The sequence below is a fragment of the Mucilaginibacter sp. R-33 genome (genome assembly GCF_049949235.1).
Taxonomy (GTDB): Bacteria; Bacteroidota; Bacteroidia; order Sphingobacteriales; family Sphingobacteriaceae; genus Mucilaginibacter.
Window position 1 is genome coordinate 1,979,368 of record NZ_CP188089.1, and the last position, 22,520, is coordinate 2,001,887.

Below are 22,520 nucleotides of genomic sequence, written 5' to 3' on the forward strand. Positions count from 1 at the left end.
AGCTATAGATTTAGTCCTTTACGTTTCTTTTTTTTGAATTTGTTGAGCGCTGCCAGGTCTTCTCGTTCGGGCGCAAACAGAACGTCCATTAATTCATCGATTCCGGTGGTTGCCGGGCTGCTTGTGTTATCATTCAATATATCATGATCGTGCTGTAGTCTTGCCGTTTTGGAGGTTGGCTCCGGCAGGAACCGGGCACTCAGCAGGTTCGCGCTATAGGCTTTGCCCAGATCACTGCCATTGAAAACCGCCTTGTTTTTCTGATCGATGAATGTCACGCCGTAAATACGCCCCTCGTCATTTTAGCGCAGAAAACACCGGATACCTTTTTCGTTCAGCGCCTGTTGAAAGCTTTTTTTGGTTTGGGGTTTGGCCAGTACTTCATCCAGAGTTTTGATGATTGCAGCCTTGAATGGTTTTCGCAGTTGTTCATTCAGCCTGAATTTTTCTTCCGGGGTTTTTAAAGTCGGCTTGCCATAGATCGTGCTGGCCTTGATCGGAACGCCAAGCTTATTTCCTTGTTTATCCGTTATCCAGTAGACCAAGCCATCGCGGGTATACATCCGGGAATCTTTGGCACCCCGGTCGGCCTGGATGTTGTATTGCTGCAGAACCGCATTGAGTTCCGGTATACTCGTGAATTTATAGGCCCGTAATGTGAAGCCCAGGATGTTGGTGATTGTGCGTTTGGTTTCGGCCTTACCGTATTCCGCCAGGTCAATAGAGGCTTTGAAGTCTGCTTTTAGCTTCGGCTGTTGTTCCGCTTTGGTCAGGCTGTATTTGATTTCTATAGCTTTCCTGGTTTTTTCGGATTCATTTTGCCCCAGGTAATGCAGGCTGATCCGGTCGCCGTCTCGTTTGATATTGGTGGTCACGATATGGATATGCGGATGCCCTGCGTCCTCATGCCGGTAGACAAGATAAGGCTGCGTTTTAAAACCGATACCCTCCAGGTAATCCCCTGCGATTCCGCGCAGCGTTTCGTCCGTTAAATGTTCACCACTCGGGAAGTTCAGCGAAACATGGACCGTATTGGTTTTTGAGCGCTGGTTCATCGAGGCCAGGTCTGTCAGGCGGAATAGCTTATCATTAAATGATAAATCTGCCGGGTCTTTCGGATAACCGGCTGCTGCTATCAGGACAGCTTTGCCCTGTTTCACTTTGTTCTCGTTGTAGTTCAGCGCGCCGGTCAGGCTTTTGCCGCTCTTAATTTTTGCGACCATATATCCGCGTATTGGTTCATCCGTTCTTTGATCTGGCTGATGGAGGGCTCCAGTTTACTGTTGATGACGCTCATTAGATTCATCCATAAACGGGTATCGGCATGGCCATGAGTCGCATTGATGTTTCGCATTGCCTGGTTCAGGTTATTACCGATGGCGTTCAACTCGCGGCGTAACAGCACCAACTCCTCCAGCACATCATCCATGGCTTTGTCGCGATAATTGACAGTCACCGGCTTTTCTAAAAGCACGCTGCGCATGTATTCGCTAAGCTTGCGGAAACTGGTCTTTTTGAAGCGCTTTTCCAGCAATTGATATTCCTCCGGTTTAAAGCGGAGATTCTTCCATTGTATCCGTTTGTCTTCTTGTGTAGCCATTGTTTTTTTCTTTAAAAATCCGACTCCGGAGGATTTTTGCCTGGACCCGCAGCAACCTGATGCGGAGGGCAAGATTCAATTGTGACACAATTGTACATCTTGCTGACTGCTGCGAAGCGGGCAGTTTAATCCTGCTCTTAGTGTTTTATTCGGCATTTTTTATGGTTTGTTCCGGCTTCGTCCTGTGGCTGAGATAGAGTTCAAGCGCTTGTATATTGATGTCTTTAAGGGACTCGTCATACTCCAGTCCGAATGTTTTCAACCGCTTTAAAAGGCCCTTAGTTATCCGGTTGTTGAACTGAACTTCGGGCTCTGGCGGTACAGGTGCCGATTTGACCGGTATCACTTCCTGGATGGGGGTAGCAGGCCTTTCCTGTTTGAGTTTGTCGGCCAGATTGCCGAGTTTGTTTTTATAATTTTCCATTTGCTATCATGATAGTTTGTTAGCAATTGCCGGCAGTTTGCTAGCTTGATAGTTTCCTATCAACGGGAGCTAGTTTGATAACTTGCTATGACAATAGCTTGCTAAACTGCTACGATCCTAGTTTGCGATTTTGCTAGCTTCCTATAGAAATAAAAAGCTATTATGCTACCTCAGCGCTAATGTGTTCCACAACTTCTTCTGTCAACTCCATGATCTCTTCTTTAGCTTTTTTATCGACACCTTTTAAGATCCCTCCGGTGATGGATGATCGGGCAATACTCACCCGGTCATGTACCTTAGTTTTCAGCAATGGGGTATCCATGCTCCGGATCAGATCGGCAACGTCTTGTGTCAGGCCAGATCGTGGTTTAACCATATTCAACACGATGCCGGCTTTAAGATACGGCGCTTTAGCCTGCGCCTCTTTGATCAAGGCCAGCGTAGACCTAATGGCCATGACATCGAAAAAGCCAGCCTTGGTCGGCACCAGGATAAAATCCGAATGCTGAAATAACTCCGGAAGCTTATTGGACAAATAGGGTGGCGTATCGACAATGATGAGATCGTAGTCCAACTTTTTGATGTCCGTTACTTTATCGGCGCCGATAACAGCCAATTCGGGAAAGTCTTCCCTAATATGGTATAAGCTACCCTGTAAGTCTGTATCGACCAGGGCTACTGATAATTGATCCTGGAAACATAATGCCAGGTTGATCGCTAAGGTGCTTTTACCTACGCCACCTTTTTGGTGCGCTACGGTGATAATTTTTGCCATGATAGTTTGCTATTTTTATAGTTTAATAAGATGATAGCAGCGCGTTTTCCCGCTGCCGTTTTCAAAGTTTTTGTTCCTGCTCATAATTGAAGATCCATTCGCCGGCTAACAGCTTCCAGTTACGGTAAGCCGTGCCTTTAGGGCTGCGCCAATTGGCTTTTTCGTAATGGTTATAAAATACGTCTGCCTGTGCTGCAAGCCCTTTCTGATCAAAATAAATCTCGACCAGGACCTTTTGCGGTGGCATTTCGGTGCCAAACACTTTTTGCAAAATGGGTTCGGGTTTCCTGTACTCTACAGGCAGCCGTTTGGCTTTACGTTTGGGCGTTTGAAATAACATAGGATTTAGAAAATGACCGGACGCTGGCTTCAGTCCCCGGCCGGTGAAACATCAGGCGCTTTTGTTGGCGGACATCATAAAGGTGATGTCTTCGTAATCATAATAGATGGAGCCGCCGATCTTGGTAAAAGGCAGCACACCACTATCTCTTAATGATTGCAAAAAGCCGTGTGAGATACCCAACAGCTTTTTAACTTCAGCAGATTTAAGCCATTTTTTGCCGGGCGCGCCACTCACACATTCTTTCATAATTCGCTTTACCTCTTGAAGGATATCATTTTTAAAATCCTCCAGGTCGCCGAGGGTCAATATTTGGTTCCGCGTCGGAACCAAATTCATTCTTGATCGCTGTTCCATTATCTTGTCCATAACTTTTAATTTTTAAAGACTTCAAAATTCGGAAGGCGGTAAATCAGAAAATGACAACTTTTGAAAGGGTGGCGTTATTTTATATGAAAAAAGGATCGGGATAGATTAAAACGAACAGCAATAAAAAAGGTATCACAATTTGTGATACCTGCCAACTGAATGTTCCAATTTGGAGCTTCAAGTTAAAAACTAAATGTGATTTGCAACTGGCCTCCCAACCCTTTCTCCACGATGGCTCGCAGAATGGAAACCGGGAGATTCCCGATGTCATTCTCTGCTTTTGCTATTCGGGATTTAGCGATACCGCATTTGTCGGCCAATTGTTGCTGGGTAATATGTTGCGCAGACCGGGCCCGGCGGATCATTGTACTGATTTGATTAATTTCATGCTGGGTTTTCATAATAATTGTTTTTGAAGTTCTTCCTTAGTGGGTAAATACAATTTATATTCCCTGCTAAAAATTTGCTCGTTATTGAGCGGTAGTGTGTACTCGACTACTGCCTGATTGTCTTCTTTACAAAGGATGATTCCGAGTGTAGGCTTTTCATGGGATCGCTTGATTTTCCGGTCATAATAGTTGACGTACATTTGCATTTGCCCAATGTCCTGATGCGTGAGTTTGCCTATTTTGAGGTCGATCAGAACAAAGCAATCCAGCAGGCGATTGTAAAAAACCAAATCCACCCAGAAATGGTCGCCCTCCAGGGTGATACGACGCTGCCGGCCTTCAAACAAGAAACCTTTACCTAATTCGAGCATGAAGTGCTCCAGTTTATTAATAATAACGGTTTCAAGGTCATTTTCTGAGTAACGGCTGTCTTCCTTAAGATTCAAAAACTCTAACACAAACGGCGTTTTTAACGCATCAATAGCAGGCTCGGTAATTGTACCCTTATCGTTATCTTCCTTTGCACTTTTCTTATCCCGGCTGAGCATCAGGCGTTCAAACAACGATGAATTGTACTGGCGCTCTAATTCCCGGAATGACCAGTTAGCTGTTGCTGCTTCTGATTCGTAGTAATCCCGCTCCTCAGATTGAGCGATCTTCATGAGCAGGATATAATGTGACCAACCTATCCTGAAGTTATCAGCAAATGCTGCTAATAAAGCTTGTTCAGACGGTTTACCGGTCGGCGAATCAGATTGCGCAAACAGTGTTTGCGCAATTCGTTCGCGATACAACAAATAAAATCGCTTATAATTATCCAGGTTTCGTTGGGAAAAACCTTTTCCGTACTCTGTCGTCAAATAAACACTCAAGTTTTTCACGATCATTTCGGCGTAACCCGCACGGGTATTACCATTTTGTTCTTCTTCAACGATCATTTGGCCGATGGTGTAATTTGTATACAACATGGCGGTGTTAACATTCCTGACAACATAGTTGCGTGCATTTTCGATCAATGCCTTGACTGACAGAAAAAGCTTATCGCTATTCATTGATTTCATTAGCTTACTCTTTTAAGGTTGGAATTAGTGTTTGCTTTTCGGTTCGCCTTGCGTTTTGGGGCATCCGGTTCGAGTTTTTCCCGCAAAACGTGCATATCCTCACTGATCTTTTTGAGCAGTACCCTGGCATAGATCTGCGTGGTCGCGATTTTGGTATGCCCCATCATTTTGCTCACGGTTTCGATAGGCACGTTATTGGCCAGCGTGATGGTGGTGGCAAAAGTATGCCGGGCTACGCCGAAAGTCAGCTTCTTTTTAATGCCGATGATCTTGGCGATCTCCTTCAGATAAACATTGACCTTTTGGTTGGTGATCGTGGGAAATATTTTTCCTAACGTAATCGAACGTGGGTTATCCTTATATTTATTCATGATGGCCAGGGCCGGTGACAATACCGGGATATTGGTCGGCTCGTTGCTTTTTTGCCGGAACAGCTTCAGCCATTTTTCGCCGTCTTCGCCGCGGACAATATTCCCCTCGTGTAAGTTCATCAGGTCGACAAAAGACAAGCCGGTATAGCAGGCGAACAGGAAATAGTCGCGGATCACTTTAAGCGTGTCAGACGCCAGTTCATAATTTTCCAGCAACTTTAATTCGTTCGTAGACAGGAAGGCCGTCTCCACTTTTTTATAGCGGAATTTGTAGCTCTTGAACGGGTCTTTAGTGATCCATTGCAGCTTAAAAGCCAGCGTGGTCATTTTCCGCAGCCGGATCAGGTGTTTCATCACGCCATTATTATTGATGGGCTGATAATGGTCTGCCGGTTTGTGGCTGCGCAGAAAGGTCTCGAAATCAATAATGAATTTATAGTCGATATCACAGATGCGGATATCGGTAGCATTACGTTTCGCTTTCAGAAATTTTTCCAGGTAACGGACAGTCACCTCATAGTGTTTCAAGGTGCTGTGAGTCAATGCTGCAGAAGCGGTCTCCCGATGGTAATCGATCAGTTTGCTGAGCATGTAGCTCTCATCGGTTTCCTCACCCAGGAAATAGGCCTTTAATAATTGCGGGGTGATGTCTTTACCGGCCATCTGCAATTGCTGGTAGTAGGTCGTGATGGTAAACTTGACTTGTTCGAGGTAAGCATTTGTTTTTTCAGCTTCCGGCACTTTGACTTTCAGGCTGCCCCGGCCAAAGTCCCAGTCTTCGACCACAACCTGTTGCTTGAGCGCGAGCATTGTTTTTTCCTTGTTGACCATAATGCCGACGTAGACACTGGTCTTGCCATCCTTGTTGGCCTTTTGTTTTTTGATGGTGAAATTGACACCAAACGACTGCGATGTTTTCATCTTTTTACAGTTTTTAAATGAATAAATGATTGATCAATTCCGAAAATCGTTTGATTTTGGGTATCCGAATCGTGCGCCAAAAGCAGTCTGTTTGAATTCATTTCAGTTCATAGATTATTTATCTAATTAACTGTACTACAGTTGTTTACCCGATTTTGGAGACCGAAAATAAAAACAAATTTTTGGTAGCCAGTTTGGTCTCAGAAACGGTGTATTCAGAAGGATTGAGAAGGATTACTAAAAAATAAAAATCCCTGTAAATCAACGACTTACAGGGATTTAAAATCGGCAAAAAAGCCATTTTGTGCACCCTAATGGGTGCTTCTCGAACCATTTTATAAGTGATCTGAAATTATTTGCCTCATTGGCAATGCCTTAAAAAACACATAGCCATTATAATTGCCGGCACTCCTTGACGTGGTTGGTTCTAACCATTTTAAAGATGACTTTATTTTACTATCGAAAATTCCATTGACAGGCCAATCTAAATAGGATTTCTATTAAAGAAACTTGTGCCAAGTAACCGCTGATTGTTTACCGAAATGTTATACTCCGCAGCGTTCTAAAATTGTAGAAAATAAATTCCTTTAATAAGTGTAATTAGAACTGGCAATACATTCATTTCGCACCCTCAATTCTTTCTCCATTTGGCTCATGGTTGAAAATTTGAGTTATTTGACTTAACTACGGTTTTAAGCGTTGCCCTTAATAATCGTCTCTTAAAAAATTATGCTTCCGTTCCCGAATCGCACTCCTCTGGCAGTAGGCTATTTGTTTGCCCACAAAAACCCTATGCTCAAGGTAATCTGCCGAGGGCTGCATTTTTTCAAGTACGGTTTTCACTCTTCGCCAAGCCCGCTCATCAATTTCGCCGGATATTGCATCCCCGCTTAATAGCCGCATTGTTCTTTCATCCCAGCGAATCTTCTCAAACTGGCTAAAGTTTTTATTTGATTGAAGGAAGGCCATTAATAATTCATCGTAGTCTTCTTGTAATTTACCTCCTATTACCTTAAAAACAGCTTTCATTCGTTTAATATTTTCGGCATTTTTTACTATATAATGTTTTAAAAATTGTCGCCTGTTTTCCCGGTAATTAGGAATTGTAATCGTGTTTTCAAACAAATCTGCCAGTAATTCTTCAGCGTGATAATAGAAACGTTGGTGAGAAGCTAAAAAGTTAGTGGCTTTTTCAATGATTTTAAATGCATCTGATAATTCCCAAACTTTTGCAATTTTCTTCTCATCACTTCGATGTATTGAACGTTCGTCTGATAACTGATCTAAAAACTTGAGGTAAAATAATGGACGGCGTTTCAATATGACCATTAATTCGCTACCATCAAAATCATAATGATCCTCTTTTTTGAGCATTTGAAGGTAAGCCTTTTCCATAAGCCCTGTATCCCGGACATCATTTTCATGATTTTCAAAAAAATCGTCATTCAGTATATAGTCGCTTTTGCCGGACTCGATATTGGCGATAAGCACCCTTAAAGCTTTAATTAGAAATAAGCGATCAATTTTCAGGTAACTTGCCACATTGCTAAAGTATAGATAGAATCGACCTTCAAAATTTTCTAAAAGATTAAGATAGGCTTGGGAACTGGCTTCATTAATATTCCGGTCATCCAGGCTGTTATAATAGGCTAATAAAACATGGTATTTATTAGGGTAATTTTCTGTGCTTAAAATGTTCGCCAGTTCCGGTATAGATGCCGGAGCCAAATCCCTCAGATAATTAAAAAGCCTGTCAAAACTGAAAATCTGATTAAATTTCGGCAAATGGATAAGATAGACAAAGAATTCCCGGACTGGAATTCCCTTTTCAACAGCAGCATTAAAGAGGATCTGCGCCGCATTACTGACGTTATAAAAATCCCATAACTGTAATTCCATACAGGTATTAATGAAATTAAACGTGTCCTTATATCCTTCGATATTTTTGTGATTGAACGCCTTTAAAATCTCTTTCCTCTTTTCTTCAAGAAACCAGTTATGCCAGTCATGAAATGGTTGATCATCCCGTGGAAAACGCTCCCTGTTTCGTAGTTGATTATAGTCCAATACCAAGAATTTCTTGTAATCAGGCGTTTGAGCTTTAATTTTAATCTCCCTGTACAACTTCTTATCAAGGCCCATACGTGCACCACGGTTTACAAACTCATTAATAGCGTATACATCCGGAAAACGGTCAAAGCTAAAGTGCCGGTTAAATATTTCTTCAATAAAAGCCCAGTCAGATGTACGGACATCCTTTTGAAAATCAGGACCAAAAGAATCCAGAATCGCCTTAAAGCTGAAAATAGAAAGTAAGGGATATAGGTCATATATTTCATTAAACCTTACCCAGAACAATGACCTGATCTGAAGGTATTTTTCCGATGCCGTTGGTTCAATATAACTGATACTTATATTTCGGCCTTCTGAAAAAGAAGTGTCGAACCTGGTCTTCAGGAAATGAGGCACCGACTTAAAGAACAGGTAAAAAAAGACCGGTTTGTTTGTTTTAGTTTTCTCAACCAGTAAGTTTGCAAAGCGCTCCTCACGGTAGTAATGATATATACCGTCCTTTACCGAAAAGTTAAATGAAGATTTGATTTCCCTTGCTACCCGTTCTACCAACAGGGGTTTCTTTTCAAGTAAATCAAATGTTAATTGCACAGCAAGTTCAAAATCGCTTGTTAGATTATAAATAAATGGAGAAAGCAGCTCAAGTAAGTCATCATTCGCATCTTTATCCAGGGTAATATCTCCGGCAACGCCAAACACCTTTTCATTAAACCTGGCTTTAGCTATTCTATTTTCGAGAACGAAATTTTCTGCATCAGGAAGTGCAGTTATCTGTTGTTTAATGTATAGCAAAGTTTCATCCTGTAAATGATACCAGAAAATTCCAAGATAATCTTTGGCATTGCCTCCGGATTCAATGATATGCTGATATTTGTGATAGATGTAAGGCCTTATCAAATTGCCAAAATCTTCAAATCCGAAAGTATTGTTCGCATCAATTGCAGTATACTTAACCCTGCCGGCATAATCCGGATAAAATTTTTCAAGTACAATCCTGTAATCAAGCAGTTTGTCGACAAAGAACACACGGAAAAATAAATAACCTTCAAGGATCTGGTCTGAGAAACGGGCAGAAGAACGATCTGTAAAAACATCCACGATCTCATTTCTTTCTAACTCGTAAAGCTTCGTCCAGAAATCATTTTCATCAACGCCGAAGGCCGGCAAGATCTTTTCTGAAACACGTTGATCATCCTTATCTATGGATCGGAAGAAGGCTAAAACTCCAAGTACGCGTAAATAATTTTCCGAAGCTAATAATGGGCTATCGCCGGTGATGCGTTCAAAATATAGCTTGTATATCTCTGCCACATTATTAAGTTCTTCAAGTGTCCTATCTTTTGCCGCAATCGCAGTCATAATTGCGAGACGGGGATTACCTCTGGCAACCTCTCTAATGCGCTCTAAAAATAAGGGGTGCCGAATTGAAAATGGTTTGGCTTTTACAATTGCCTTTATCTGCTGACTATCAAAATTTTTAACATTGATAATGTCATTTCGATACCCCTTGATAAATGGCTCAATATCTTTTAATACATAGTCGCGAACTGTTAAGATTAGCCGGAAATCAGCTTGATTTTCCTGGTAAAAAGTCAGAACGTCCCTTAGCTGCGCTATGCTTTTGTTAGCATCGTCAATAAAAATGAGGTACTTCTTTTTCTTCGCTGACAGCTGACGCCTGAGGTCCATTAATAAGGGCTGATCTTTGTTACGAATGCAAAAAGCCTGGAAATTTCTATGGGCTTTAGTAAAAGCTTTTAAGTTTTCGACAACAAGTTTCGTTTTACCAACTCCAGCTTTTCCTGAAATCACGGTAATCATATTGGCTGTTATAGAACTTTCAATAGCAGCCATTTCCGTTTTCCGATAAAGAAACGTGTTGGACAAAGGCGTTGCAATCCCCCCACGTTCATATTCTTCAATGAATTTTTTTATAGGTAATAATTGAAAACTTTCTATTTCAATTCCGAGGTGCTCTTTAGCTAAAAATGGATAATCCTTTACTATTTTATGTGCCAGCGTAGATAGGTTTATCAATTGTAGCCTTTTTCCATTAGCCCACGCTACATCCCTAAGCTTTTGTTCCTCGGCGTTCCCAATATTACTGTTAAAACAAAGAATCACCAATTCCAGGAAAGCCAGGCTTACTTTCGTTTTACGGGGGCTAAAACAGTTGTTTAAATCTTCTTCCAGCTTTTTATAAAGCAGGTCAGTTTTCGGGTAGTCCCCCTGTGTCGTGTATTGAATAAAAATATAACTACCATCTGCACGCCTGATCCTTGTATCCGGCGTTCCTTTTCTTGCCTTTTGTTTGCCCTCCACCTGGCCGACGGGAGCTATACTATCGAATTCATCTTCACTTTCAAAAAATAAATATGCATCACATAAGCGGTGAAAACCGTCCGGGTTCATGATCTTTAATTTGGTTTCGATTAGTTCAATGGTCAGCATCGTTCAGGATTTGAAAACATTAAATTTAAAAATAAGTAGAACTAAATTTAAAATCAACGAAAACAGCAATAAGTAGCTGATATTAAATCATTTACTTTATTGAATAAATTAGGTAGAGAGGATAATTTGAAGATATCAAAGCGAAAATTGATCCAGCGTTTCATTAACCCAGTGAAAGAATCTCACCTCGCTACATCTATGGTGTTAGAAATAATTATACAAACTCACATGTGCCAAAAAGAAAAACACATCGTACATCTATAAAACTGGCGTTTTGAAGTAAAACACTATATGGACACCGTTCGAGTCGTTTTCTGCAAAATTTCAGAAATATTTTTTTAAAAAAAATTATTAAGTATCGAATTAAACTCAGCGTTTGACAATTATATGCATTAATATAATACTAACTATTTTCAAACCTCATTCGATGATCTGGTTTCTTCTGTTAATAAATTCATAAAGTTTAGGAATATTTTTTGACAAAAATGATGATGATTTTAGGTTATTCCAATCAAATTTTCCTTCCTTAATTTTCTTATGTACATAATCTGCGAGCCCCTTTTTATAGTCCGATTTTAAAGTTCCGCCATCGGCTTCTGTGACTCTGAAACTTTTACCATACGGTAGCTTGTTTTTAAAATGGCGTCCAAGCTTCACACCATTCTTCACAGGAAAACATTTATCCAAAATAGAATCCTCATATCCGAAAACATCCTTAAAATAACCTTTAATAACATTATCCGGCAAAACATTTTCTATTTCGGGAACTTCAGTCTGGCAATAGAAAAAATTTGGGCGTTTTATAGTTTCAAATGGCATGTGCTTGTCTTTCTTTAAATCGCTATCTGCTAATAAGAATACATTAGTATTTAAGAAGTATGCCTCTATCTTGTTTTCAGCGCCCTTCTTTTCTGTTTTATGAAATTCATGATCAAATTCATAATGCAATAAGTTTATGCCGCCATATTCCACAAATGAAAAATGCAGACCTTCAATAGGTCTCAACTTATCTGGTTCTAAACTTTGAACATACGCATGTAAGAATGCCTGCAAGTAAAAACGATCAGTAACGCCCTCGACCCAAACACTGCAATTACTTGTGAGGACCGAGGTGTTGAATACGCCTAATATTTCCAAAGTATGATAAGCCTGCCCGTCAAAAGATTGTATGGTTGACGTGTCTTTATCTCGTCGATTAAACACAAATATTTCCGATGCATTGGCTGTCATAAGGGCAGCGGATAAAATATGATTGGAGTGAGTATTAATGAAATACCTGAATTGTTTATTCTTTAAAAACGCATTATTTGCCAAAGCATGGATCAGAATAGTTTGATAGCCCGGATGCAGGTGATTCTCAGGCTCATCGATAAAGATCCATGCACCATCATCTGCATCGAAGACAGGGAATAACAAATTAATTATTGCTTGCACCCCGTCTCCCAGATTATGCATTGCCACATCTTCGTTTTCCCCAGGGAGCGTAATTTTTATATTTCTTTCTTCTCCTTTTTCCGTTTGCTCGGCAACTATGTGTATATCTTCGTTTTGAAAGAATGTCGCTCCAATAAATTTCTCAAATTCACGAAAGTTATTTGCACGTTTACGGCTTGTATTTCTGGCCATTCCTATCTTCCCGTACAATTCCATACCGGTTTCAATTTTGAGCTTACTCGTCGGATTGGAAAAATATTGTGTTAAGATTGTTTGTTTATAGACATCATCTTTGAAGCCTACAATCATTCTGCTGGTACGCAAGACGGGTATATAGATTAAATTTTTATTAAAATCTTTAAATTCAAGCGCGCTTACTACCTTAAGGTATTGTCTAAGCTTTTTTAACAATTCAAACTTCAGTGCGAAGTCAGGAAATTCATCGTTATCCCGCAGATTGTGCTTCCAATTTATATTGACCACATTGGTTTCCCTAAAGTAACTGCCATCCGGTATAGATTTCTCTAAAATCTGATAAACCCAAATGAACAGATTTACAGCGTCAAGCGCCCTGTTCGCTATTACTTTCAAGGAATCAAAATCGGTTTGAATAGCGACTGCGATCAACGTTTCATTTATATTATTTAAAGTGTTTTTTAAATGAAAAAAATCGAGCTGGGTATTATTTGCAGTAAAAAATTCTTTAATGCTATCATAAACGGGATGCCCATCTCCTCCCGGTGAAAACTGAAATTGTAGGATTTTTTCATCCATTGTCTCTTTGCCTTTTTTTGACAGATCATCAAAAAAATTCAGACTTTCATGGTAAAGTGAATTGAAATTTTCAGGACCATCAAGTAATATATTGTGCTCCTGATTAATGATGGTACGAAGGAATCGGCTTTTCCGTGTGTTGTTAGCTCCTATAATAATATTTATGTCAGTAATATTACCAAGGAATCGTGTCGGTAGATCATCTTTAAAGTACTCATGATTATTATTAATCCTAATAAATTTCATTTATCTATATCTGAATAAACTAATTTAAAAATAAAATCTGCATAACTATCTTGTAAGCTATTGCCTAAAATCGCGCCGTCAAATCCGGCTATGTTTCCATTTAAAATATTGCGCCATTAATTCACTAAATTATCGCAGATCAAACGAGAAGTGAATTTTTTAAAACTTAAAAATTAGCATTTCAACAATGGATGATTAGGACTTTTATAACTGTAAAAAAATTTGCTTACTTTCTATTGTTGAAGGCGATTTAAAATATCTGCCAATTGGGTCGAACCTTAAATGATTTTCAACTTTGTAACCACTTTCAAAGAAACATGGGTTTTCGAACGTTTTTTTACAAGATTTAGAGCATTTAGCAGGCCTATCCAACAAGTATGTATGTCATATTAGTCAAAAGATCAATTTATGATAAAATAATCGAAAAATTCAGTTTTACCCACACCTTATTACTACTATTCCGTCTCTTTTAATAAGCAGCATCCTGCTATCAAAAACGCTAACAAATTTCAAAGGAATAATATTCCCGTAATACTTATATTTGGAGATTAACCCTCGCTTATGAGTGATATAATTGAAAAATTTCTTGAGAGCCAAAACAGGCTTGTGACCCAATCTTCGGATTTATCTTTGGACTCAATTGCAAGTATGGTTGATTCAGGGGCCATAGATGTTTCTCCTGGTTATCAACGAAGGGAAAGGTGGAGTATCGAAAAAGAATCGGCGCTGATAGAATCATTTATTTTAAATATTCCTGTACCGCCAATTTATTTAGCTGAAGATGAATACGGAAAGTATACGGTGATCGATGGAAAGCAACGGGTGACAGCGATTTACAAATTCATGAAGACAGATCAAAAACTTAAAAAACTTGAACGCTTTACTGAATTAGAAAATTTCACTTTATCAAATTTGCCATCTCAATTAAAAAATGCTCTGACAATTAGGCCATATATCAGAGTGGTGACGTTGTTAAATCAGTCAGATCCGAATCTTAAATATGAAGTTTTTACAAGATTAAATACGGGTGGTGATAATTTGCTGTCACAGGAAGTTCGAAATGTTGCTTTTAGGGGGCCACTGAATGACCTAATTTTTGAACTATCAGCAAACGAATTTTTAAGAAGGCAATTAAAAATCGTAACCAAAAATGAAAAGGTTTATAAGGAGATGGTTGATGCGGAATATGTTCTGCGGTTTTTCACAATTAGGTGTTATTGGAACAACTTTCCCGGCAACATGAACATTGCTATGAATAATTTCATGAATGAATTTCGATTTGCCGAAAATAATTACATAGAAGAGTTTCGACAACTATTTAATTCTGCAATGAATATCTGCCAACGAATTTGGGGCGACAATGCTTTTCACAGACCAGCCGGAGAAGACTACCGGCGACTTATGCTGCAAGGATTTTACGATGTTCAAATGGTTCCAATATCTTTTTACCTGAATCGAGAATTTTCTGATGGTCAGATTGGAAATATTCGAGAGGCTTTTTATGATCTATACGCCAATGACGACGAATTTCAAGATTCCATACGACAATTTACATCAAATTCCCAAAGGGTTAGTTATAGGATTGGTAAAATGCGCGAGTTAATTGAACGTATATTAGCCTAAATGCACTCGACAGCAAGAATTTCCCTTTTAGAGCGACTTCGAATCCTTCACGAGACGTTGCAAGATACTTACTTAATTGATCAGGCACCAGCAAACATAGACCATAATGAAAAAGCAAGGTTCTTAAGAAATGGATTATCAATTATAGCTTTCAATATATTGGAAGATTTCCTAAAGATGCGAATGACAGAATTGCTAAATAAAATAGCGGGATGCGGTATCACATTTCATGACTTGCCGGACAAAATGCAACATATCGCTTTACTAAATTCTCTAAAGGGCATACAAGTTGTTGGCAGTAGAAAACAAAAAAATTTAGAAGATTGGAAGCTTTTCATTCAGCAAGAGGCATTAAAAATTTCCAGTATTAACGCATCTCCATTCCAGATTTCAACCTATGGGATAGGTTGGGAAAAATCAAATCTTGACGCCGAAGATGTTCCTTTATTTTTGAAGATATTTCATATTGACGGTGCATGGCGGGCGATTCAAGAAATTACTTCAGCAATTGGTTGTACCATTCCCTCTCCTAAAGATTTTTTTCAAAACGCTGCACTTAGAAGGCATAGCGCAGCTCATGATCCCACGACTGGATCATTATACACAGATTTAGCAGATTTCACGTCGACTGTGCGATCTTTTGCTGCATCAATTGATTTCCTGCTTTCATTTGCAACAAGATTGATAACTACAGGCGACAATGATTATTTAAACAATAAACGAAAAGTAGTTTACACAGACCTATCTTTTCGTTATATTCAAAGACATGGATCTTTGTTCAAAGAGATGTCACAAACTAACACAATATCCATAGCAAACTTCCATAACCTTTCTGATGCGGTTGCATCTTTAAAAAGTCGTACGAATTTCGCGAACGAATCGATTGTCGTGATAGACTATCCATCGAAAGTCTATAGCTGGTTTACAAATCTCTAAATGGGTATCGTTGGAAACCAAACGCTTTTTTCACAATCGCCTTTTGGCGCTTATTTATTTGAAGTCGCATTCAAAAATTAAAGTGATTAATGGTTGACTGAAATTTAAGTGCCCTTTCTTTCCAATGTTGTCAACATTTTGCAGAAGCAGGAAGTTTAGAAGTTCATAACTTTTAGTGGTTACCAAATATTTTTCGAGAACTTAGTGAAGTTCCAACAAGGTATTTCAATTTATGGCCTCCCCGTTAATTAATGGCTACTTGAAAAAATGCGAAAATTTGGAAGAAATTAATTAGACCTAATCAAGATTTTTTTCTAAAAAAAATGGCCTCGTACTTGAATACAAGGCTCATCATTTTGAGTTAGAAAAATTATTTGCTAAAAAAACCTTGATGCCATAAATTCTTTAGCCAACCATCAGCAAATGCCGTATGCTCATTTTGCATCTGTTCGTCGCAATGTTCCACGACGCCACAGTAGAACGTTATACTTACCTGATAAATTCCGAGGTTTGCCTGTTCAAAGGAATACGGTATAACCTGTACATGCTCTAAACCTGAATGTTCATCGTTTCTTCCATCAATGAAGACAAAACACACTTCCGGGTCTTGCATCAGATCACCGTTTTGCTTGTAATAATGGCAAAGGCTAAAAAGCAATGCTTCCCCGTCGTAGGCCTCGCCAATCTTTTCAATTACCAACGGCATAAATGGTTCGTTCTCAATTTTAAGATGCTGCTTGCCGTTAAGTTTTTCAATCAGCAAGCAAAATATTTCGGTACTTTCTTTATTTAAAGTTTTCATAATTATCTTTTTAAGTGATGTTGTTTTGGCCTGTGGTCATTTAGCAAGTCGCTCCCGTACTTGCTGCGGATCTCGTCCAATGATTTGCCACTGCTTTGGCTAACCTTGTATTCCGCTGTCCTGAAATACCAGGCCTGTTTTGTTGATGCAAAAAAGAAACCCGCACTTTTTAAAGTTGCCCTTACCGGGTAGGTGCTGCCCGTTACCCAAATCCAGTATCCCACTAATTCAATGCTGATACCGTCGAGGTGTATAATTTGCTCAATGGCTTTGCGGTAGGCTTCCGAGGAAAGGATTTCATTTTCTGTCTCTTCATCGGAAAGGCTTTCACCTTTGATGGCCTTCGCACTTCCAAATGCATATTCTTTATTGATTTCCTGCATGGTGGCGGTATCGCCTCCTAAATCCGGATGAAATTGCTTGGCCAGCTTCTTGTATTGCGCCTTAACCTCGTCAAGGGTGGTGCAGTCATTAAACCATTTCATAGGCATTTAGAAACTCATTGTATTCAAATTGGAATAATGCAGGGTCGGCAGTCGCTAAATCCTGTGCATAGCCCGGCCAAAATATTTGGTTGGTTAATTCGATGAATAATTCTATCATTGTTGCAGCTATTAAGGTGATACCATCTAAGCAAGATGCCCTATGTATGATGGTACATAGGGCATCGCCCATTTATTGGTTTATGCCGGGATGATGATTTCGGCTTCGATCTCTGCCAGTTTTTCCACGCATAGGCTATTCACGTACTGGCTTACGTGGTCAATGATGTAGGCGTTTTTGGTTACAAACTCGTTACCGTTATCATCACGAATGATCAGTTCGCAGCGGTAAAATTTATTATTGCCGGTCACATCGCCGTCCTCATTGGCCTGAATAGTAAAAGTGTCGAGGTTGTCGATAGTTCCTTTCAGCCTGTCCCGTTGCGCTATTTTTTTGCTAAGGTCACCAACCAGTTTAACCGTTGCATCAAGGTTGAAAAACGGTTTCAGACTAAAAAGTTCTTTAATCTCCTTTTTGGTCGGCTCACCCTGCGATTGGTTTTGCTCCTCGGGATTTACTTGTCCGGCTTCGGTTGCTCCTGCAAGGTTAGCGGGTTGGTTATCCACTGTAGCGGGATCACCGGCCTTAACTTCGGGATTGCCTGTTTGCGGCGCATGTTCATTTTCCGCACCGCCATTTTTACCATCTTCTTTGTTGGTTTCATTTTTAGCCTCCTTGCCTGTAATGTTCGGGCGGTTGTTGTTTTTAACTGATTTATTGTTTTTTGTTCTTTGGTTTTCTATTACTGTAGTTTTCATGATTTCTAATTTTTTGTTTACTGATATTTATTTTTTGTGACAGGTCGGCGGCGTTTGTATTTTGTGGTGGTGCCCTGCTTTTTAAGTTTTTCATTTCCGGGTGCTTTTTTATCCATTTTTTAGGTGATGCTCGCATGCGCTCGCTCTCGCTTTTTATTAAGCACCTCACCTGTAAAAGCCGGTCACTAAGGCAAGCCTTTTGGAAAAAAAATACGCTCTCCAACACCCGCCGCGGTAGCGGCATCCAATAAAAAAATGAGAGGAAGATTTTTTTTTCAAAACCGAATGGCTCGGGCTTGCTGTGTGGGCGGCTTATCAGAAATTTGTTTAATAAAAGGCCGAGGAAGCGCATTTTATGCGCCTAAAGAAGCGAAGCCGTAAAGGAAAGTACGGGCGCAGCCTGTACCGAACGCGGGAAGCTGCTGAATGGAGAAGCGGAATGAAGCGGCCGCACCGCTCACATCTATCGCTCTAAAAAGCAATAAAAAAGGCCACCCGAAAACGGATGGCCTTAAAAGAATCTGTGATTGAGTAAGTCATTGAAAGTTTGCAGCTATGTCACAGCGTTGGCTGCTCCGTAGCAATCGTTTGTGGAACTACGTGGTAATGTTTTCGCCTTGTATTTTGGCATTTTGCTTTTCGCTGTTTTCCGCTTCGACTCCTTGAAAGAAGGCCTCAAGAAAACTACCTTTAAATAAGACTGATAACGTAATATCCAATCCCCTGGCTAATCGTAATATTGTTAGCAAGGTAGTATCACCCTTTGCACCTTCTATCCGCCGGATAGTTCTGATGCTGACGCCGGATGCCTCGGATAGTTTAGCCTGGCTAATTTGCTTTTCCGCTCGTGCCGACTTTAAGCATGACGCTAAATAGCTAAGAGATTCCGGATCATTACTGTTTTTTCTCATAATTATGAATCGAAGATGGAGCTAACCATTTTTTACAAACTTAATTATTAAGGGCGGCTTATTTAAAGTCATAATTTTTCATCACGCGATTGTATGATTAGCTTTCACCGATTCGAAATAAAAAATTTGAAACAAAAAAAAGGCCACCCGTTTCGGGTGGCCTGGAGAATGAAAGGATGAGATTTAGTTTACTTCCTTTTCAGCTCGACGACCTCTTTTCGTACTTCAGTAGCTAAAACCTTGATCTGCTGTAACCCATTGCGCAGGCGTGTACCGGCTGCCTTATTTCCTTTCTCATAAAACCTTACGGCGTCCTGTTCAATGGCGTCTACTAATTCTTTCAATTCCTGGAATTTTTTCATGATCTTAAATTTTATGGTTAATAATAAATTCATTAAAAGTCGGGAGCATTACCTCCTTTAAATTTTCACAGAACGGCTTTCGTCCAGTTCCTTTTCCTTGCCTTTGCCTTGGCTTTTACTTTCGGATTGCGTGTTAGCCGGCTTCTTGTAGAGCTCGCGTTTTTCCCTCGTCCCCTTTTCGGAATAGAAATCAAGCGTTTTGTATTGCGGCGCGGCTTCGGCCATCAGGCGCACTTCCTTGCCTTCCCGGTTGGTGGCAGTGACCACAATACGGTCGCCGTTTTTCATGGCTGACATGATCCCTTCCTTCTGCGCGGGATCGGAAAGTTCTTTTATCTTAAAACCTTTCAACGTTTTTTCCAAATCGAATCCAAATGCAGGATCGTTCATCTGCTTCAGTTTAAAATTTCCCCAGTCATCTTTCTTTTGCTCAAAATCCAGCTTGATCCACGCTTTGTAGCCTTCGCCATTCCTTGGGTTGATCAGATCGTCACGATGAACGGTGCGGCCCTGTACCATGTTAGCTGCTTGGGTCGCAGAATATCCGGCACCTTCTTTTACATAAAAGGTTTGTTTGATCGCGGGACTGAAATAAGCGCCGCGAAAATCGTCAAGTACGAAATTTACTTTCCCGTTTTCTTTGCTGGCCAGCAGCTGCCTGCTTTCCGGGCTTTCACCGATGCTCAATTCACTTGTTCCCTTGTATTTCTTAAAAAATTCAATGGCTTCATTCGGACTGTCGAACGATTTGACCAGGGGTTTTTCCTTGTTGTCCTTGTTTTCGGATAGTACCATATAGGACTGGTTTGGGGCAGATGGCGGTACCTTGCCTGCAGTGGCCTCGAATTTTCCAAAACTGTAGATGTCGGAAACACCCGATTTGTGGAAATGCAAAGTAAGGTCTACTTGCCCCCTGTCGCCGGGCAACTGATCCTTAACGGTAAAATGCTGCGGCAGTTGCCGCATGTTCTTCTCCAGTTCCTCTGCCGTTTTGGGACTAAAGCCCAGGGCGGCAACCTCTTTTTTGAGATCTTGCAGATTGTTTAAATTCATTGCTTTAATATTTGATTGGTTATCGTTTATGATGCCCTTTTCAATCGCCGGGTTTAAAGTTGCAGCTAGGTTAGCTGTTCTGATATCAGCGAGAAAGTTATCAATCCGTTGATAGTATAAAGGATGTTCGTCGTTGCCAAAGCCCGAAACATGTTCCAGATCCTCTTTTTCATCCAGGTAGTCCAACGCATCATCCAGTGTTTTAAAAACTTCGATGTCGTTAGCGCGTAACTGTGCATCCATCGGCCGGGTTTCCAGCACAATGTATTGAGCGTCGTTTGCTTTCGCAGCCTCTACTTTGGCTATGATCGCTTTGGCGTGGTCTGTTTCGAGTAAACCCATTTTAGTTTTTGTTTATCCTGAGCAATACCTGCTGGCCTCCATGCAGCTTGACTTTGATCTTTTTAACTTTTTTGCTGATCAGTGTTTTGGCGGCGTTGATGCCGGCGCTGGCCGCCTGGATACCAAGCGATTGATCCATCGGCAGAAAATCCATGCTTTGAACCGCGTTGGCTGTACCCATGCCGCCTGCTTCGGCGAGTTCTGCCTCGGGAGCGTCGATGCCGGGCAACCCGTCAAGCGAATACACGGAAAAAGAAACAGGTACGATAGAAGTACCGAGCCGGATATTTTTGATGTCAAGCAATAGTCGTTGGTTGGTGATGTTGCAGGAACCGAAAAGTAGCTGGCCTTTTGGTATGATTACGTTTTTAATGATAATCGTATCCAATGAACGCAATTTGACCACACCTCCCTGTGCTATTTTTTGATCGCCCTCGATCACAGCCGGTATTGCTTTAAAGGTGCTGTCGGCGTTCTTTTGCGTCGGCGCATTTGTCGGAACATCAGCTTTTGGCGGCGATTGTATGGCAGCTATCTTATCAAGCATCGCATTTAACTGCTTCAAGTCGGGATCCTCAGCATCTTTGCTGTTAATAGCCGCAAGCATTTTTTCCAGCTTTTCAGTTTCCGGTGTCGGTTGTTTATCGTTCGCGTGCGGAGGTAATGGTTTAGCTTCGAGCGCGGGGCTATTAATTACGCGTCCGATTTCCAATAGCTTTTGATTGATTTTAGCAGCACTGGCATCAGCGGACACGGGATATACCGGATGTTTTTCAAGGCTGTTCCCGTTGAGGCTGAATAATGGATTATTTGCATTGCTTTTTGACCGTACAGAATCTTTTGCTGCCTCATCGTATAAGCTCAACTTATCCTGGGGATGCTCTTTTCCGAATTTTGCATCCGGCAGTTGGGTATTGATGCCCTGATTATTATTGGCCTGGTCACTCGGTTTACCCTTACCACCGCCCAGCGCTGTGAATATCAATGCCGCGCAAAAAACGATGATCACCGGCAGCACCAACAGAAATTTGCGCAGTCTGGCTTTTTGTTCTTCAGTTTGTTGTTTCATCTTTTTAATGTTTTAATAATTAATACCATGCGCGCAGCAGGAGCCATAAACTCACACCGCCGAATAGAAGGCAGATCGCGGCCAGCATCAGTAGTTTGGAAGCCCGGTTCCAATGCTGTGTTTGCCGGTTAAGGTTATTCGAAATTTGGTACTGTATACGGCCAAGGTGCTGTTCAAACCGTGTTCTAAGCCGGTTTTGCCTTGCGTTTTTTGGTTTTGATTTATATAGCCTCATATCATTTGCTTTGAGGGATATCGTTATTTTCCAGTATTTCCCAGCCCTGAATTAAAAAGCCGTGCGGGTTCCTGTCCGTCTCGATTTTCAGGTCACTGACCTTACCGGTGGTCACGAGCCGCCGCCTTACGGTACTTGTTGCGCGAATCAGTTTTTCGGTCGCGAAGCACGTAAATGCCCAGGGGTAAGCGTTCATGTCCAGCCCGATGCTGTCAACCGTAATTTGTTGGTTGATGTTCCCGGAAATCAGGTTGTTGAAATAGTTGGCTTCTTTCAGGTTGTCATACACACGTTTAGCGGAATTATCGGACAGGTACAAAGCTTTTCTGATCGCCGTATCTATCTGACCGTCATCCGGTGCCAGCGTAAAGAAATCTTCGTGGAAAGTTTTGATGTGATCGCGCAGCTCTACCGGCAGATTTGTTTTCCGGTCGGATGTAAAAGCAGCCAGTACTTTTCCGTTGTATAGGATATGTACCTTATTTTGCGCTTTGTCGGCGAAGTCATAGCTTTTGTAAATACCGAAGCATAATACAACGGCTGTGACCAGCATCAAAACAATGTTGAATAGTCTTTGAAGCCTTGCAACCGTATCGATGTTTTTGAGTTGTTTGAACATAAGTTTTACCTCGTTTGGATAAGAATTGTGATTGGATCA

At 40.9% G+C, this 22,520-nt stretch carries 23 protein-coding genes; 2 read left to right on the forward strand and 21 right to left on the reverse strand.

All coding sequences use genetic code 11. From position 1 onward, the window contains the following. Nucleotides 1–2 precede the first annotated feature (2 nt). The 12 genes from ACP26M_RS08440 to ACP26M_RS08495 all read right to left on the reverse strand — a co-directional run bounded on the left by ACP26M_RS08440 (nucleotide 3) and on the right by ACP26M_RS08495 (nucleotide 13,228). Nucleotides 3–278, reverse strand: a complete 276-nt coding sequence (locus ACP26M_RS08440; protein WP_426587893.1) for a hypothetical protein — start codon at nucleotides 276–278, stop codon at nucleotides 3–5. 24 nt (nucleotides 279–302) lie between these two features. After that, nucleotides 303–1,223 (reverse strand): relaxase/mobilization nuclease domain-containing protein, encoded by a 921-nt coding sequence (locus tag ACP26M_RS08445; protein ID WP_426587895.1) that lies wholly within the window; start codon nucleotides 1,221–1,223, stop codon nucleotides 303–305. Further along, entirely contained in the window at nucleotides 1,190–1,600 is a 411-nt protein-coding gene (locus ACP26M_RS08450; protein ID WP_426587897.1) for a plasmid mobilization protein, read from the reverse strand. Before ACP26M_RS08450 ends, ACP26M_RS08445 begins: the two co-directional genes overlap by 34 nt. A 145-nt stretch (nucleotides 1,601–1,745) precedes the next feature. Beyond that, nucleotides 1,746–2,024 carry a hypothetical protein gene (locus ACP26M_RS08455; protein WP_426587899.1) on the reverse strand — a complete coding sequence of 93 codons (279 nt, stop codon included), beginning with the start codon at nucleotides 2,022–2,024 and terminating at the stop codon, nucleotides 1,746–1,748. Nucleotides 2,025–2,184: 160 nt separating this feature from the next. After that, entirely contained in the window at nucleotides 2,185–2,799 is a 615-nt protein-coding gene (locus tag ACP26M_RS08460; RefSeq protein ID WP_426587901.1) for an AAA family ATPase, read from the reverse strand. A gap of 61 nt (nucleotides 2,800–2,860) precedes the next feature. Continuing rightward, the gene (locus ACP26M_RS08465; RefSeq protein WP_426587903.1) at nucleotides 2,861–3,139 is read right to left on the reverse strand and encodes a hypothetical protein; all 279 of its coding nucleotides are present in this window, start codon (nucleotides 3,137–3,139) and stop codon (nucleotides 2,861–2,863) included. A gap of 51 nt (nucleotides 3,140–3,190) precedes the next feature. Beyond that, nucleotides 3,191–3,508 carry a helix-turn-helix domain-containing protein gene (locus tag ACP26M_RS08470; RefSeq protein ID WP_426587905.1) on the reverse strand — a complete coding sequence of 106 codons (318 nt, stop codon included), beginning with the start codon at nucleotides 3,506–3,508 and terminating at the stop codon, nucleotides 3,191–3,193. Nucleotides 3,509–3,690: 182 nt separating this feature from the next. Continuing rightward, nucleotides 3,691–3,909, reverse strand: coding sequence for a helix-turn-helix domain-containing protein (locus ACP26M_RS08475; RefSeq protein ID WP_426587907.1), 219 nt, complete (start codon nucleotides 3,907–3,909; stop codon nucleotides 3,691–3,693). Continuing rightward, nucleotides 3,906–4,958, reverse strand: a complete 1,053-nt coding sequence (locus ACP26M_RS08480) for a PDDEXK nuclease domain-containing protein (RefSeq protein ID WP_426587909.1) — start codon at nucleotides 4,956–4,958, stop codon at nucleotides 3,906–3,908. Before ACP26M_RS08480 ends, ACP26M_RS08475 begins: the two co-directional genes overlap by 4 nt. Next, nucleotides 4,958–6,250 carry a site-specific integrase gene (locus ACP26M_RS08485; protein WP_426587911.1) on the reverse strand — a complete coding sequence of 431 codons (1,293 nt, stop codon included), beginning with the start codon at nucleotides 6,248–6,250 and terminating at the stop codon, nucleotides 4,958–4,960. The genes ACP26M_RS08480 and ACP26M_RS08485 overlap by 1 nt, the downstream gene beginning before the upstream one ends. Before the next feature lie 705 nt (nucleotides 6,251–6,955). Then, nucleotides 6,956–10,774, reverse strand: coding sequence for a hypothetical protein (locus tag ACP26M_RS08490; RefSeq protein WP_426587913.1), 3,819 nt, complete (start codon nucleotides 10,772–10,774; stop codon nucleotides 6,956–6,958). 420 nt (nucleotides 10,775–11,194) lie between these two features. Beyond that, the gene (locus ACP26M_RS08495) at nucleotides 11,195–13,228 is read right to left on the reverse strand and encodes an AAA family ATPase (protein WP_426587915.1); all 2,034 of its coding nucleotides are present in this window, start codon (nucleotides 13,226–13,228) and stop codon (nucleotides 11,195–11,197) included. Nucleotides 13,229–13,789: 561 nt separating this feature from the next. Between ACP26M_RS08495 and ACP26M_RS08500 the strand changes: the two genes are divergently transcribed. Together ACP26M_RS08500 and ACP26M_RS08505 are read left to right on the forward strand one after the other, a co-directional pair. Beyond that, on the forward strand, nucleotides 13,790–14,851 hold the full coding sequence (locus ACP26M_RS08500) for a DUF262 domain-containing protein (RefSeq protein ID WP_426587917.1): 1,062 nt from the start codon (nucleotides 13,790–13,792) through the stop codon (nucleotides 14,849–14,851). Next, entirely contained in the window at nucleotides 14,852–15,787 is a 936-nt protein-coding gene (locus ACP26M_RS08505; RefSeq protein ID WP_426587919.1) for a hypothetical protein, read from the forward strand. Between the two features lie 370 nt (nucleotides 15,788–16,157). On the opposite strand, the gene ACP26M_RS08510 is transcribed toward ACP26M_RS08505, so the two are convergent. From ACP26M_RS08510 to traK, 9 genes are all read right to left on the reverse strand, one after another. Then, on the reverse strand, nucleotides 16,158–16,589 hold the full coding sequence (locus ACP26M_RS08510; protein ID WP_426587921.1) for a DUF6908 domain-containing protein: 432 nt from the start codon (nucleotides 16,587–16,589) through the stop codon (nucleotides 16,158–16,160). A 2-nt stretch (nucleotides 16,590–16,591) separates the two neighbouring features. Then, nucleotides 16,592–17,074, reverse strand: a complete 483-nt coding sequence (locus ACP26M_RS08515; protein WP_426587923.1) for a J domain-containing protein — start codon at nucleotides 17,072–17,074, stop codon at nucleotides 16,592–16,594. Then, entirely contained in the window at nucleotides 17,061–17,192 is a 132-nt protein-coding gene (locus tag ACP26M_RS08520) for a hypothetical protein (protein WP_347528705.1), read from the reverse strand. Before ACP26M_RS08520 ends, ACP26M_RS08515 begins: the two co-directional genes overlap by 14 nt. An 80-nt stretch (nucleotides 17,193–17,272) precedes the next feature. Next, nucleotides 17,273–17,890 carry a hypothetical protein gene (locus ACP26M_RS08525; protein WP_426587926.1) on the reverse strand — a complete coding sequence of 206 codons (618 nt, stop codon included), beginning with the start codon at nucleotides 17,888–17,890 and terminating at the stop codon, nucleotides 17,273–17,275. Nucleotides 17,891–18,486: 596 nt separating this feature from the next. Then, entirely contained in the window at nucleotides 18,487–18,801 is a 315-nt protein-coding gene (locus tag ACP26M_RS08530; RefSeq protein ID WP_426587928.1) for a helix-turn-helix transcriptional regulator, read from the reverse strand. Between the two features lie 188 nt (nucleotides 18,802–18,989). Beyond that, nucleotides 18,990–19,163 carry a histone H1 gene (locus ACP26M_RS08535; RefSeq protein WP_426587930.1) on the reverse strand — a complete coding sequence of 58 codons (174 nt, stop codon included), beginning with the start codon at nucleotides 19,161–19,163 and terminating at the stop codon, nucleotides 18,990–18,992. 57 nt (nucleotides 19,164–19,220) lie between these two features. Next, nucleotides 19,221–20,558: a hypothetical protein gene (locus tag ACP26M_RS08540; RefSeq protein WP_426587932.1), complete on the reverse strand. Its 1,338-nt coding sequence runs from the start codon at nucleotides 20,556–20,558 to the stop codon at nucleotides 19,221–19,223. 1 nt (nucleotide 20,559) lies between these two features. Next, nucleotides 20,560–21,627: a conjugative transposon protein TraM gene (traM, locus tag ACP26M_RS08545; protein ID WP_426587934.1), complete on the reverse strand. Its 1,068-nt coding sequence runs from the start codon at nucleotides 21,625–21,627 to the stop codon at nucleotides 20,560–20,562. A 236-nt stretch (nucleotides 21,628–21,863) separates the two neighbouring features. Further along, entirely contained in the window at nucleotides 21,864–22,481 is a 618-nt protein-coding gene (gene traK / locus ACP26M_RS08550) for a conjugative transposon protein TraK (protein WP_426587936.1), read from the reverse strand. Nucleotides 22,482–22,520 lie beyond the last annotated feature (39 nt).

Bases quoted from the DNA above. Each gene is read 5' to 3' on its own strand.
- ACP26M_RS08445 (WP_426587895.1), bottom strand. From the start codon at position 1,223: ATGGTCGCAAAAATTAAGAGCGGCAAAAGCCTGACCGGCGCGCTGAAC.
- ACP26M_RS08450 (WP_426587897.1), bottom strand. From the start codon at position 1,600: ATGGCTACACAAGAAGACAAACGGATACAATGGAAGAATCTCCGCTTT.
- ACP26M_RS08455 (WP_426587899.1), bottom strand. From the start codon at position 2,024: ATGGAAAATTATAAAAACAAACTCGGCAATCTGGCCGACAAACTCAAA.
- ACP26M_RS08460 (WP_426587901.1), bottom strand. From the start codon at position 2,799: ATGGCAAAAATTATCACCGTAGCGCACCAAAAAGGTGGCGTAGGTAAA.
- ACP26M_RS08465 (WP_426587903.1), bottom strand. From the start codon at position 3,139: ATGTTATTTCAAACGCCCAAACGTAAAGCCAAACGGCTGCCTGTAGAG.
- ACP26M_RS08470 (WP_426587905.1), bottom strand. From the start codon at position 3,508: ATGGACAAGATAATGGAACAGCGATCAAGAATGAATTTGGTTCCGACG.
- ACP26M_RS08475 (WP_426587907.1), bottom strand. From the start codon at position 3,909: ATGAAAACCCAGCATGAAATTAATCAAATCAGTACAATGATCCGCCGG.
- ACP26M_RS08480 (WP_426587909.1), bottom strand. From the start codon at position 4,958: ATGAAATCAATGAATAGCGATAAGCTTTTTCTGTCAGTCAAGGCATTG.
- ACP26M_RS08485 (WP_426587911.1), bottom strand. From the start codon at position 6,250: ATGAAAACATCGCAGTCGTTTGGTGTCAATTTCACCATCAAAAAACAA.
- ACP26M_RS08490 (WP_426587913.1), bottom strand. From the start codon at position 10,774: ATGCTGACCATTGAACTAATCGAAACCAAATTAAAGATCATGAACCCG.
- ACP26M_RS08495 (WP_426587915.1), bottom strand. From the start codon at position 13,228: ATGAAATTTATTAGGATTAATAATAATCATGAGTACTTTAAAGATGAT.
- ACP26M_RS08500 (WP_426587917.1), top strand. From the start codon at position 13,790: ATGAGTGATATAATTGAAAAATTTCTTGAGAGCCAAAACAGGCTTGTG.
- ACP26M_RS08505 (WP_426587919.1), top strand. From the start codon at position 14,852: ATGCACTCGACAGCAAGAATTTCCCTTTTAGAGCGACTTCGAATCCTT.
- ACP26M_RS08510 (WP_426587921.1), bottom strand. From the start codon at position 16,589: ATGAAAACTTTAAATAAAGAAAGTACCGAAATATTTTGCTTGCTGATT.
- ACP26M_RS08515 (WP_426587923.1), bottom strand. From the start codon at position 17,074: ATGAAATGGTTTAATGACTGCACCACCCTTGACGAGGTTAAGGCGCAA.
- ACP26M_RS08520 (WP_347528705.1), bottom strand. From the start codon at position 17,192: ATGATAGAATTATTCATCGAATTAACCAACCAAATATTTTGGCCGGGC.
- ACP26M_RS08525 (WP_426587926.1), bottom strand. From the start codon at position 17,890: ATGAAAACTACAGTAATAGAAAACCAAAGAACAAAAAACAATAAATCA.
- ACP26M_RS08530 (WP_426587928.1), bottom strand. From the start codon at position 18,801: ATGAGAAAAAACAGTAATGATCCGGAATCTCTTAGCTATTTAGCGTCA.
- ACP26M_RS08535 (WP_426587930.1), bottom strand. From the start codon at position 19,163: ATGAAAAAATTCCAGGAATTGAAAGAATTAGTAGACGCCATTGAACAG.
- ACP26M_RS08540 (WP_426587932.1), bottom strand. From the start codon at position 20,558: ATGGGTTTACTCGAAACAGACCACGCCAAAGCGATCATAGCCAAAGTA.
- traM (WP_426587934.1), bottom strand. From the start codon at position 21,627: ATGAAACAACAAACTGAAGAACAAAAAGCCAGACTGCGCAAATTTCTG.
- traK (WP_426587936.1), bottom strand. From the start codon at position 22,481: ATGTTCAAACAACTCAAAAACATCGATACGGTTGCAAGGCTTCAAAGA.